A 12,184-nucleotide genomic window follows, 5' to 3' on the forward strand; every position below is an offset into this window, starting at 1 on the left:
GGCGCTTACTTGCCGGTCCAGACAGGTTTGCGCTTTTCGGCGAAGGCGGTCGCGCCTTCTTTGGCATCGGCCGAAACAAAGATATGCGCCACGCGCGGACGCTGCAGGTCGAACATATCGGCCTGTCGCCAATCACGCGATTCAGCGACGATCTTCTTGGCAGTCTGTACGGCCAGCGGGCCATTCTCGGCAATGATGCGGGCCAGCACCATGGCTTGTTCAAGGGCCTGACCAGCTGGCACCAGGCGATTGACCAGCCCGAATTGCTGGGCGCGCGCAGCCGGCAGCATTTCGCCGGTAAGCACGGCTTCCATGGCAATGTGGTAAGGAATGCGGGAAGGCAGACGCACCATGCCGCCCGAGCCCGGCACGATACCGCGCTTGACTTCGGGCAGCCCGAAATTGGCGTTGTCGGCCGCGACGATCATGTCGCAGGCCAGGGCCATTTCGCAGCCACCTGCCAGCGCGTAGCCTTCGACGGCGGCGATCAGCGGCTTCCTGGGTGGCTTTTCGCACAAGCCGGCAAAGCCGCGTCCTTCGACCAAGGGACGCTGCCCGTTGAACGCAAACGCTTTCAGGTCCATGCCCGACGAGAAGGTATTGCCCGCACCCGTCAAGATGCCGATCACCACATCGTCGTTGTTATCAAGCTGTTCGAACGCCTTGGCCAGTTCGTGCGCGGTCTCGTAATTGATGGCATTACGCGCCTCGGGTCGATTGACCGTGATGATCTGGATGCGATCAATGATTTCAACTTTTACCAAGTCAGACATGGAGCAATCCTCAAAATAGCAGCGGCGCCGCAACGCCTGTTAAAGATGGACGGTAACCCAATATCATACGACCAATTGGAATTGGCCTTCAGCCGGGCCGGCCTTCTTTAGCGCGGAACCAGTTAAAATTGAAAAATTTTGCAGCTTCTCGCTTTAATGGCCTTCGCACATGCTCACTTTTCAGCAAATAATACTAACGCTCCAGCAGTACTGGGATAAGCAGGGTTGCGCCCTGCTGCAACCCTATGACATGGAAGTCGGTGCCGGCACTTCGCATACCGCAACGTTCCTGCGCTCGATCGGACCGGAGCCATGGCGCGCCGCGTATGTGCAGCCTTCGCGCCGGCCCAAGGACGGCCGATACGGCGAGAATCCCAACCGCCTGCAACACTATTATCAATATCAGGTCGTGCTCAAGCCCGCGCCCACTGATATCGTAGACCTGTATATCGGGTCGCTGGTTGCCCTGGGCATAGATCCGCGCGAACACGATATCCGTTTCGTTGAAGACGATTGGGAAAATCCTACGCTCGGCGCGTGGGGCCTGGGTTGGGAAGTCTGGCTCAACGGCATGGAAGTAACCCAGTTCACCTATTTCCAACAGGTCGGCGGCCTGGACTGCAGTCCCACCACCGGCGAAATCACGTATGGACTCGAACGCCTGGCCATGTACCTGCAGGGCGTCGAAAGCGTGTACGACCTGGTATGGACGCAAGGCAACGGCGGACAAAAGGTGTTCTACCGCGACGTGTTCCACCAGAACGAAGTGGAGCAGTCCACCTACAATTTCGAGCACGCCTCCATTCCGATGTTGCTGGCCCATTTCAACGACTACGAAGCCGAGGCGCGCCGCCTGATCGACGTACCCTTGGCGCTGCCCGCCTACGAGGCCACGCTCAAGGCCGCACATACCTTCAACATGCTCGATGCGCGCGGCGCCATCAGCGTCACCGAGCGGGCCACTTATATTGGCCGTATCCGGAACCTGTCCCGCGCCGTCGCGCAGGCTTATTTTGACTCACGCGAAAAACTTGGATTCCCCATGCTTGTCCAGCACGTTGCTGCGGAGGTCGCACAATGACCGCGGCTCCCGATACAGATATCCGGCCCCTGCTGGTTGAACTGCTTACAGAAGAATTGCCGCCCAAGGCGCTGCAAAAGCTGGGCCTGGCATTTGCCGAAGGCATACGCAAGATACTGGATCAGCATCATTTGCTGGCGGCAGGCTGCGTTACGTCCGATTTTTCCACGCCACGCCGCCTGGGCGTCATACTTGATGCCGTATTGGCCCAAGCGCCCGACCAGGCCTATACCGAAAAACTCATGCCGGCCAAGATCGGCCTGACCGCGGCGGGCGAAATCAGTCCCGCATTGGAAAAGAAACTGGCCAGCAAAGGCCTGGGTCATCTTTCCGCATCGGAACTCATCACCGAATCCGACGGTAAGCAGGACTATCTTTACGCACGGGGCGTCGCGACGGGCGCTCTGCTTGGCACGGCCTTGCAGGAAGCGCTCGAGTACGCCGTCGCGCACCTGCCCATACCGAAAGTCATGCGATATCAGTTGGCCGACGGCGCCAGCAGCGTCAAGTTCGTACGTCCCGCCCACCGGCTCATCGCGTTGTGGGGCAACGAAATCGTTGCCACCCAAGTCCTGGGGCTGGATGCAGGGCGCACGACCCTTGGCCATCGGTTCATGGCAAGCCAGGCCATCGACATCGCGTCGCCCGATACCTACGAGCAACAGCTGCATGACGAAGGCAAGGTCATTGCCTCGTTCACCGCGCGCCGGGCGCTGATCAGCGAACAGTTGGAAAGCCGGGCGCAAGCCCTGGGCGCTACGATAGGAACCAGCGCCGAAGCACAGGCTCTGCTGGAAGAAGTCACCGCCCTGGTCGAGCACCCCACGGTCTATGTGGGCGAGTTCGAAGAGCAATTCCTGCAAGTGCCGCCGGAATGCCTGATTCTCACCATGCGCCTGAACCAAAAATACTTTCCTTTGTTCGAGCCGGAAACCGGCAGGCTCACGCACCGCTTCCTCATCGTCAGCAATATGCAGGTCGACGATCCCGTGCATATTGTCGAAGGCAACCAGCGCGTAGTGCGCCCCCGCCTGGCGGACGCGGAGTTCTTTTTCCAGACAGACCGCAAGGTCAGGCTGGCCGACCGCGTTGCAGGGCTCGCCACCAGCGTCTACCACAACAAGCTGGGGTCCCAGCTTGAACGCGTAGAACGCGTGCGGCACATAGCGCGCTACGTCGCCGGCCAGCTGGGCGCCAGCATCGACAATGCCGACCGGGCCGCACTGCTGGCCAAAGCCGACCTGGGTTCGAATATGGTTGGCGAGTTCCCCGAACTCCAGGGCATCATGGGCGGCTATTACGCCAAGGCCGACGGTGAGCCCGACGATGTCGTGCTCGCCCTGCAAGACCAATACCGCATCCGCCTCGATACCCCGGTTTCCGCCGGCACACTGACTTCAGCCGTTCTTTTCATCGCCGAACGCGTCGAAACACTGCTGGGCATATGGGGCATAGGCCTGGTACCCACTGGCGAGCGCGACCCTTATGGCTTGCGCCGTGCCGCCCTGGGCCTGATCAGCGCCTTCGAGCAACTTCAGGCGGGCGGCTACCTGGCTATCCACAATAGCCAGGGATTGCGCCTGTCCGACCTGCTGGCCCAGGCCGCCGCAAGTTTCGCCCCCGATACGCTAAGCGCGACAACCGCCAATGACGTCCAGGCCTTCGTGTACGAGCGCTACCGGAACCAGTTGAACAACGACTTTGACCGCAATGTCGTCGACGCCGTGCTGACGCTCGAACCGCCTTTGCATCAGGTCCATGCCCGTATACAGGCTTGCGCCAATTTCGCGCAACGGCCCGAGGCGGAAAGCCTGGCGGCCGCCAACAAGCGCATTGCGAACCTGCTGAAGAAAGCGGACGAGCAACCCGGCGCCGTCGACCCCGGCATCCTGGCCGAACCGGCTGAACAAGCCCTGGATGCCGTCATCCGCAAACTCAAGCCTCAAGCCGAGGCCCAGTTGGCGCAAGGCGACTTCACCGCCAGCCTGGCCACCATGGCGCAAGCCAGAACCGCCGTCGATACTTTCTTCAACGACATCATGGTCATGGCAGACGATCCCGCCATACGAGCCAATCGCCTGGCCCTGCTGGCGGAGCTTCACCACGTCATGAATCAGGTCGCCGACATTTCCAGGTTAGCCCAGTGAAAATTGCCATACTCGATCGAGACGGGGTTATCAATCACGACAGTGATGCGTATATCAAGAGCCCGGACGAATGGATAGCCCTGCCGGGCAGCCTGGAAGCCATAGCTCGCCTTTCGCGCGCCAACTGGCGCGTGGTTATCGCCAGCAATCAGTCCGGCGTGGCGCGCGGCCTGTTCAGCATGGACGCGCTCAACGCCATCCATGCCAAGCTGCGCCGCGAACTTGCACACGTCGGCGGCAGCGTCGATGCGATTTTCATCTGCCCGCATGGGCCCGATGATGGTTGCACGTGCCGCAAGCCTAAACCGGGCATGCTGTTCGACATAGCAGGCCGCTACGATGTCGACATCAAGAACGTCCCGGCGGTAGGCGATTCGCTACGCGATGTGCAAGCTGCCGCAGCGGCCAATTGCGCGCCCTGGCTGGTCCTCACGGGCAACGGACAGAAGACTCAACATCATCCCGACTTGCCTGCTGGCACCCAGATCAGGACGGATCTCGCCGCCGTCGTCGACGCCTGGCTTTCCGAGGAATAAACATGGCAGTACTTCGCTCAACGCTCTATCAGATTTTTCTTATCGTTACGGTCATCCCTTACGCAATTGCATGCTTGCTGTGGGCGCCGCTGCCCCTGCATTGGCGCTACAAACTCACCATAGGCTGGCCACGCCTGGGCGTCTGGGCCGCCAAGGTCATTCTAGGCATCCGGTGGGAACTGAAAGGGGCGGAGAACTTTCCCGATGGTCCGGCCGTCATGCTCTCCAAGCACCAGTCTGCCTGGGAAACGATGTTCATCATCGGCTACATGCCGCGCGACATGTGTTTTGTGTATAAGCGGGAATTGCATCGGGTACCGTTCTTCGGCTGGGGCCTTGCCCAACTGCGCATGATACCGATAGACCGCGCAAAAGGCCGCGATGCCTTCGAGCAAGTGGTCAAGATCGGACAAGAACGCATTAATGAAGGCCGCTGGCCTATACTGTTTCCGGAGGGCACCCGCATCTTGCCCGGCAAGACGGGACGATACAAGATGGGCGGGGCATTGCTGGCCACCCGCACCAATACGCCAATTATCCCGGTTGCCCACAATGCCGGCGAGTGCTGGCCACGCAATGCCTTCATCAAGAAGCCTGGACTAATCACCGTGTCGATCGGCCCGCTCATCGAAACCGCCGGGCTTGATGCGGAAACGGTGAACCGTAAAGTCCAGGAGTGGATTGAATCTGAAATGCGAGTACTGAATCCCGAGCGATATGGGCCTGACTGAGCAACTCCCCCTCTTTTCCGACACCCCTGCTTCGACCTCGGCGCTGCAGCCTGCCCCGCTGGCAAAGACGGAACACGCTGTCACAACCGTATGTCCGCCGGCCTTGCCGCTTAACGCACGCTGGCGCGAGGTAAAGGCGGCACAGCAGACCATCGGCTATGTGTTGCAACGGTCGCGGCGAAAAAGCATCGGGCTTACCGTCAATGATGACGGCCTGCAGGTTACCGCGCCCAATTGGGTCACACTGGGCCAGATCGACGCAACCGTTGTCGAGAAAGCATCCTGGATACTCGGGAAGTTGCGTATCAGGCAGGCGCGCCAGCAGCACCAGGCTACTGCCGCGACCCTGTGGCAGGATGGCGGGACCATCCCTTACCTGGGCAGCCACATCGTGCTGAAGCTGGACGGCACGCAGAAAACGCCACTATTCCTGGGCGAGGCGTTTACGCCCGCCCACGGCGATGTGCTTAGTCTGGCGCTGCCCTTGGGGGCGGACCGCAACCGGATACGCGACAGCGTGCACGCCTGGCTGCAACAACAAGCCTTGGCGTGGTTTGGCGAGCGGCTTCAGCATTTCCTGGACGCCACCCAATTGAAAATCCGCCGCTGGCGGCTTTCGTCGGCTGCGACGCGCTGGGGATCATGCAGTAGTGACGGCAATATCATGCTGAACTGGCGGCTTATTCATTTTGAACACGATATTATCGATTACGTCATTGCCCATGAGCTTGCGCATCTGCGCCAAATGAATCACAGCAAAGAGTTCTGGCGTGAAGTCGGACTGATACTGCCCGGCTTCGAGCCGGCGCGCAACGCGCTGCGGCAGCACGACCCCAGCTCATTGCCGCTCATTTAACACCCTTGGCCCACCCGCCATTACTCGAACAACCGTCAAGGAGACTGAGTTGCGTTTATTACATACCATGCTGCGTGTCGGCGATCTGGACCGATCGCTGATGTTCTATACCGATGTACTCGGGATGAAGCTGTTGCGCCGTAAAGACTATCCCGACGGCAAATTTACGCTGGCCTTTGTGGGCTACCAGGAAGAAAGCGAAGGCGCCGTCCTGGAATTGACCCACAATTGGGACACATCCTCCTACGACTTGGGCAATGGCTACGGACATATCGCCCTGGAAGTCGAAGACGCCTACGACGCCTGTGCCCGCATCAAGGAAAGAGGCGGCAACGTGACACGCGAAGCCGGCCCCATGAAGCATGGCCAGACTGTCATTGCCTTCGTGGAAGACCCCGACGGCTACAAGATAGAGCTTATACAGCGTAAAGAGCGGGCAGACTAAGCCGCGCTTTGCGGCCGTCGAAAGTCGCCGGCCGCAAAATCGTCAACTTCGACAACCGCAGCCACGGCCTGTTCCGCGGCCTCCAGTGCATCGGCCTGTGCTTGGGTAATCGCGCCGTTAGCATGCGCCAGCCGCCAATCCTTGAGTCCGGCGTGCCGGACGCGATCAAGCAGCGGCTGCACTTCGACCACCAGCTCAAAGGCGCGTTCCAACTGCTCGACGCTGGGGCTGTCATGGCCTTCCCACACCGCACCCACCAGCCGGTCGCGCGTATCGGATGGCTCGAGCAGCATGTTGGCGCAAAGCGCTGTCGTTTTGTCGGACGGCGGTGTAGCCCGCATTCCCGGGGGCAGCAACAACGCGCGCAGCACCCAGCTGGCACTGCGCATGGGAAGATTGAGCAAGACATCGTCCAGCCGCTTTTCGATGGTCGCAAACGCCTGCTCGGCGCACCACTTGACGAGCGGCAGGTCGGATTCGTGCTGTCCCTCGTTTTGCCATCGCTTGAGCACGGCACTAAGCAAGTACAGTTCGGCCAGCACATCGCCCAGGCGCGCCGACAGCATTTCCTTGCGCTTCAGCGACCCACCCAAGGTAAGTAGCGCGATTTCAGAAACCAGGGCGAAGGCCGCCGAATACCGGATCAGTCCGCGGTGATAGGGAGCTACGGCCCCCGTTCCGCGCGGGGCGGAAACGAAACGCGCGGCCGTCCATGCCATGCCGCTGGCACGCAGCGCGTTCTTGGCGCTGTGGGCCAGGTGTTTCCATATCACCGCATCGAAGGCGTCTTCACCTGCGGTCTGGTCGCTATTGCCTAGCGCCACCACTTCTTTCATCAGGTAAGGATGGGCCCGTATGGCGCCCTGGCCGAAAACGATGAGACTGCGCGTAAGGATATTGGCCCCTTCGACCGTGATCGCCACGGGCAAAGCGCGATACAAGTTGCCCAGGTAATTGCTCGGCCCGTCGATAACGGCCTTGCCCGCGTGCACGTCCATGGCATCATTCACGGACTGCCGCATGCGCTCGGTGGCATGCAGTTTCATGATGGCGGACACGACGGACGGCTTGTACCCCAGTTGCAGGCCTGAACACGTGAAACGGCGAGCCGCTTCCACCAGGTACGCGTTGCCCGCGAGACGGCCAAGCTTTTCCTGGATGCCTTCGAACTTGCCGATGGGGATACCGAACTGCGTCCGGACGCGGGCATAAGCGCCGGAGGTATGCGCTGCAAACACGCAGGCCGCGGCAGACAAGGACGGGAGGGAGATTCCGCGTCCGGCGGCCAGTGCGCTCATGAGCATCTGCCAACCCTGGCCCGCCTGCTGCACGCCCCCGATCAGAGCATCGATCGGCACGAATACGTCCTTGCCCTCGGTGGGGCCGTTCTGGAACGCCTGCATGGCGGGCAAGTGCCTGCGACCTATGGTGACGCCAGGCAACCCGGTGGGCACCAACGCAACTGAAATGCCCAGCTCCGGCTTGCTGCCGATAAGGCCGTCGGGATCGGACAGCTTGAACGCCAAACCCATGACCGTCGCGACGGGACTCAGGGTGATATAGCGTTTGCGCCAGTTAAGCAGTATGCCGACCGTGCTAACACCGTCGACATCGCGCCGACATATCACGCCGGTGTCGGTCATTGCCGCTGCATCGGACCCCGCTTCCGGGCTGGTCAGGCCGAAGCAGGGGATTTCTTCACCAAGGGCAAGCCGAGGCAGCCAGTACTGGCGCTGCTCTTCAGTGCCGAACTGCATAAGAAGCTCACCGGGCCCTAGCGAGTTTGGAACCATGACGGTGACACCCGCCGTGACGGACCGCACAGAGATGCGGCGAACCACTTCGGAATGCGCATAGGCCGAAAAACCGAGACCTCCGTATTCCTTGGGGATAATCATGCCGAAAAAGCCATGCTGCTTGAGATACGCCCACACTGGTGCGGGCAGATCGCCATGCTGCCATGTGATTTCCCAATCGTTGAGCATGCGGCAGAGCTGGGCGACCGGGCCGTCCATGAAGGCTTGTTCCTCGGCGCTCAGGGCAACAGGCCTCACATTGACCAGGGTTCCCCAATCGGGCTTGCCCGAAAAGAGCTGAGCATCCCACCAGACGTCGCCCGCTTCAATCGCCTGCTGCTCAGTCGGCGACAGGGTCGGCATGCTTTCGCGCGCCTTGCGGTACAGAGGTTCGGTCAGCCACTGACGGCGCCACGCTCTCCAGTTCATGATGGTCCCTTTGTTGCTTGATATGATGAGCATCATTATCTCCTGAAAGCAGACGACATGAATCCGGGAAGTAATGGCCGGAAGACCATGCTGGCGCTAAAATCATCGTTTGCCCCTGCTTCCGGTTACCACGTGCCTTCTGTGCTGCCCTCTACGCCTGCCCCCACCCGCGAGTCCTGCCCGCCGGGCGCATGCACGTGCGATCGGGAAAAGCTGCTTGATGACCCCGGTAGCGACACGCGCGTCCTGATGCTCACCAAAGACCAGGAGAAAAAGCTCATTGCGCGCATCGAGACTATTTCAAGTTACGCTGATTTGACGCACATCCAGGAGCTTATCCATAGCCAGCTTGGCGTGGTGTTGCAAATCATCCCCAGTGTCCATGGCGTGCGCACGGTGCGCGGCTTGACCATACAATTGGCCCCCCGCCCGGGCCTTTGCAGGAAAACGCGCCAGTCCGTACCCGCCGCCATCCGCAGGTGCCTCGAGCAGAATCCACAGATTGTCTACGCCCTGCTCGATGCGCACGATCTTCTTGGGCCCCGCATCGGCCATGAGCTGCCTGTGCCGGACAACCGAACCGGGTAAACTTACCGGCTTTCCTTCCTGCAAGTGTCGAGATTACCCTTATGTTGATAAAAGCCCTGCGTGTCGGTCTTGGCCAAATGATCGTGCTTGGCGATGCCGTCACGCGCCCACGTCCACAACGGCGTTCCGCCGAAGGCCAGGCCACGGTCGTCAAAGAGGCGGCCGGGCTATCGCTTTATCAGTTTCACGCCTGCCCATTCTGCGTCAAGACACGCCGCGCCCTGCATCGTCTTAATGTACCGGTCACACTACATAACGCAAAGGCGAGCCCCATGCGCGAGCGTTTGCTTGAGGGTGGGGGCAAGATCAAGGTCCCGTGCCTGCATATCGAGGAAGCGGGACAGTCCCGTTGGCTATACGAGTCGAACGAAATCATTGCCTACCTCGAGCAGCGCTTCGCCAGCGTTGCGTGATTACGCAGGCCTGGACATCAATCGGTTCAGGATCGCGACCGCTGCCGCGTCGGCCGGCAAGAATGTTTCCATGGCCAGCTCGGACAAGGTCACATCCAGCGGCGTGCCAAAGACCATGGTCGCGCTCAGCAACGATAGCGCTCCCTCTGCGGTCTGCAGCCGCAAGGGCACGGCAATTGGGCTTTGGGCCTGCGGCTGCGCAGCATTAAGCGGCGGTAGGCGATAGGACAAGAGTTCATCCAGCAGCACCAGCAGAACGGGATCGGCTGTCTGGTCGTATTGGAGGCGCAAACGTTGCAGCAGGTGGGTGCGCCATTCGTTCAAATTCAAGATCCTGGGGGCGAGACCCTCGGGATGCAGGCTCAGGCGCAGCACATTTACCGGCGGCTCCAGCAAATGCGCGGCGACACCGGCCAGCAAAGGCGTTACGGCGCCATTGGCCAAAACCAGTGTCCAATGCCTATCAATGGCCAATGCCGGAAAAGGCTCATGCGCCTTCAAGATGCTTGAAATAGCTGCTCTTGCGTCATGCATGGCGCTGTCAGTCAAGGCGTGTTCGGCGAAATGAGGGGCGTAGCCCGCCGCAAGCAATAAAACATTGCGCTGGCGCAAAGGGACATCGAGCTGCTCGAGAAGCCGCAGCAGCATGTCGCGGCTGGGCCGGGAGCGTCCGGTTTCAATGAAGCTCAGGTGTCGGGCCGATATCTCGGCCTCGCAGGCCAGGTCCAGCTGGCTCAGTCGACGGCGCTGTCGCCATTCGCGCAAATATTCACCGACAGTTGGATTGATGTGTGCCATGCCTGGACAATACCGAGATCGTGTGACGGCGTCCATTACCTTGGAGGTAATCGACGCCACGAGGTCTATCCGGCATAGTGTCCTGACGAATTCCCATCGGGGAAACAAGCTAAGGACCTACCCATGAACCCGCATCCAAGCATTCCTGTTTACTCCATAGGCCATGAAAACCGGCACGACGTGACCTACGTGATCATTTTCACGCTTTTGCCGGGCAAGGAAGAGACATTCCTGAGTTTGATCGAACCTGTTCTGAATGCCATGCGCAATGAGTCCACATTCCGCAATGCAGTTCTGCACCGCGACCCCTTGAAGCCAAATCGGTTCATGCTGTATGAATCATGGTCAGATGCCAACGATGTGATCAACACTCAAATTCACCGCGATTACCGCCAGGATTTCTGGGCGGGCTTGCCCGGACTGCTGGAAAACGACAGGGATATCCAAACCTGGACGCCCATACGCGGCGACTTTGCCCTTGTCCATTAACGTGGAGCAAATGTCTTGCGGTAGACGATGAAGCCAGCCGCGGCCGACACCGGCTGTCTTCCGTTTTCCTTACAATGTAGGTAGTCCAGACAACCAAATCCTAGCCGTGGAAGACATCGTCCAGCTACGTCCAGAAGGTCTGTATTGCCCCGCCGGCGATTTCCATATTGACCCGTGGCGGCCGGTAGCGCGTGCAGTCATTACGCACGGACATGGCGACCACGCGAGAGTCGGAATGGGCGAATACTACACGACCCGTGCCGGCCTGCCTATCCTGCAGTGGCGACTGCAGGACCAGGTATTTCATCCCTACGAGTACGGCGAGGCGTTCCGGCTGGGCCATGCGCAAGTATCGCTGCACCCTGCAGGCCATGTGCTGGGATCGGCGCAGGTCCGCATAGAGGTCAACGGCGTCACATGGGTGATTTCCGGCGACTATAAGCGCCAGCCCGATCCCACGTGCGCGTCGTTCGAAGTGGTGCCGTGCGATACCTTCATCACCGAATCCACCTTTGGCCTGCCCATTTATCGCTGGCCCGATACCGCTCTTGTTGCACGGGACATCGTGCAATGGCGAGACCACTGCGCGGCGCGTGGGCAGACCGCCATCTTGTTTTGCTATGCCTTGGGAAAGGCTCAACGCGTGCTGGCCGAGATCATGGCGCATACCGACAGGCCGGTGCTGTTGCATGGCGCCATGGCGGCCGGCGTAGACATCTATCGGCGCGCCGGCATTCCAATGATACCCACCCGTCTCATCAGCGAAATGCCGGCAGGATCGGATTACGCCGGCGAACTGGTAGTGGCCCCGCCCTCGGCGGCGGGCAGTCCATGGCTGCGGCGCTTTCGAAATGCGCAACAGGGTTTTGCCTCGGGCTGGATGCATGTGCGCGGCAACCGGCGGCGGCGCAATATGGATCGTGGCTTCGTCATTTCCGATCACGCCGACTGGCCGGACTTGATGAGCACCATCAGTGCAACGGGAGCAAGCCGGGTCATCGTCACGCATGGCGATACGCATGCATTGGTGCGCGCTCTCAAGGAAGACGGTATCGCCGCTGAAACGCTGACGACCCAATTTGGCGAGGACGACTGAAACAGA

At 60.2% G+C, this 12,184-nt stretch carries 13 protein-coding genes; 10 read left to right on the top strand and 3 right to left on the bottom strand.

Annotated elements, in window-relative coordinates; translation table 11 throughout:
- Nucleotides 1-5 precede the first annotated feature (5 nt).
- On the bottom strand, nucleotides 6-773 hold the full coding sequence (locus CR159_RS16440; protein ID WP_102075060.1) for a crotonase/enoyl-CoA hydratase family protein: 768 nt from the start codon (nucleotides 771-773) through the stop codon (nucleotides 6-8).
- A gap of 169 nt (nucleotides 774-942) precedes the next feature.
- Here CR159_RS16440 and glyQ point away from each other — a divergent pair, with 169 nt between their 5' ends.
- The 6 genes from glyQ to gloA are packed head-to-tail and all read left to right on the top strand — an operon-like array spanning nucleotide 943 to nucleotide 6,569.
- On the top strand, nucleotides 943-1,854 hold the full coding sequence (glyQ, locus tag CR159_RS16445; protein ID WP_102075061.1) for a glycine--tRNA ligase subunit alpha: 912 nt from the start codon (nucleotides 943-945) through the stop codon (nucleotides 1,852-1,854).
- A complete protein-coding gene (gene glyS / locus CR159_RS16450) occupies nucleotides 1,851-4,001 on the top strand; it encodes a glycine--tRNA ligase subunit beta (protein ID WP_102075062.1) in 2,151 nt (716 codons plus the stop codon). The genes glyQ and glyS overlap by 4 nt, the downstream gene beginning before the upstream one ends.
- Nucleotides 3,998-4,537, top strand: a complete 540-nt coding sequence (gmhB, locus tag CR159_RS16455) for a D-glycero-beta-D-manno-heptose 1,7-bisphosphate 7-phosphatase (RefSeq protein ID WP_102075063.1) — start codon at nucleotides 3,998-4,000, stop codon at nucleotides 4,535-4,537. The genes glyS and gmhB overlap by 4 nt, the downstream gene beginning before the upstream one ends.
- Nucleotides 4,538-4,539: 2 nt before the next feature.
- Entirely contained in the window at nucleotides 4,540-5,268 is a 729-nt protein-coding gene (locus tag CR159_RS16460) for a lysophospholipid acyltransferase family protein (RefSeq protein WP_102075064.1), read from the top strand.
- Nucleotides 5,255-6,124, top strand: a complete 870-nt coding sequence (locus CR159_RS16465; RefSeq protein WP_102075065.1) for a M48 family metallopeptidase — start codon at nucleotides 5,255-5,257, stop codon at nucleotides 6,122-6,124. Before CR159_RS16460 ends, CR159_RS16465 begins: the two co-directional genes overlap by 14 nt.
- 49 nt (nucleotides 6,125-6,173) lie before the next feature.
- A complete protein-coding gene (gloA, locus tag CR159_RS16470; RefSeq protein ID WP_102075066.1) occupies nucleotides 6,174-6,569 on the top strand; it encodes a lactoylglutathione lyase in 396 nt (131 codons plus the stop codon).
- Here gloA and CR159_RS16475 read toward each other — a convergent pair.
- Complete coding sequence (locus tag CR159_RS16475; protein WP_255398921.1) at nucleotides 6,566-8,830, bottom strand: acyl-CoA dehydrogenase; 2,265 nt, start codon at nucleotides 8,828-8,830, stop codon at nucleotides 6,566-6,568. The two genes, gloA and CR159_RS16475, sit on opposite strands and share 4 nt — an antisense overlap.
- Before the next feature lie 51 nt (nucleotides 8,831-8,881).
- Between CR159_RS16475 and CR159_RS16480 the strand changes: the two genes are divergently transcribed.
- Together CR159_RS16480 and CR159_RS16485 are read left to right on the top strand one after the other, a co-directional pair.
- On the top strand, nucleotides 8,882-9,382 hold the full coding sequence (locus tag CR159_RS16480) for a hypothetical protein (RefSeq protein WP_439650561.1): 501 nt from the start codon (nucleotides 8,882-8,884) through the stop codon (nucleotides 9,380-9,382).
- Nucleotides 9,383-9,423: 41 nt separating this feature from the next.
- A complete protein-coding gene (locus tag CR159_RS16485) occupies nucleotides 9,424-9,795 on the top strand; it encodes a glutathione S-transferase N-terminal domain-containing protein (RefSeq protein ID WP_102075068.1) in 372 nt (123 codons plus the stop codon).
- Here CR159_RS16485 and CR159_RS16490 read toward each other — a convergent pair whose 3' ends face one another.
- Nucleotides 9,796-10,629 (bottom strand): helix-turn-helix domain-containing protein, encoded by an 834-nt coding sequence (locus tag CR159_RS16490; protein ID WP_439650562.1) that lies wholly within the window; start codon nucleotides 10,627-10,629, stop codon nucleotides 9,796-9,798.
- An 87-nt stretch (nucleotides 10,630-10,716) separates the two neighbouring features.
- Between CR159_RS16490 and CR159_RS16495 the strand changes: the two genes are divergently transcribed.
- The gene (locus CR159_RS16495) at nucleotides 10,717-11,082 is read left to right on the top strand and encodes a putative quinol monooxygenase (RefSeq protein ID WP_102075070.1); all 366 of its coding nucleotides are present in this window, start codon (nucleotides 10,717-10,719) and stop codon (nucleotides 11,080-11,082) included.
- Between the two features lie 106 nt (nucleotides 11,083-11,188).
- Nucleotides 11,189-12,178 carry a ligase-associated DNA damage response exonuclease gene (locus tag CR159_RS16500; protein WP_102075071.1) on the top strand — a complete coding sequence of 330 codons (990 nt, stop codon included), beginning with the start codon at nucleotides 11,189-11,191 and terminating at the stop codon, nucleotides 12,176-12,178.
- The last annotated feature ends 6 nt before the right edge of the window (nucleotides 12,179-12,184 follow it).

Origin of the sequence: Pollutimonas subterranea, from assembly GCF_002849655.1 — a bacterium.
Classification (GTDB): Bacteria; Pseudomonadota; Gammaproteobacteria; order Burkholderiales; family Burkholderiaceae_B; genus Pollutimonas; species Pollutimonas subterranea.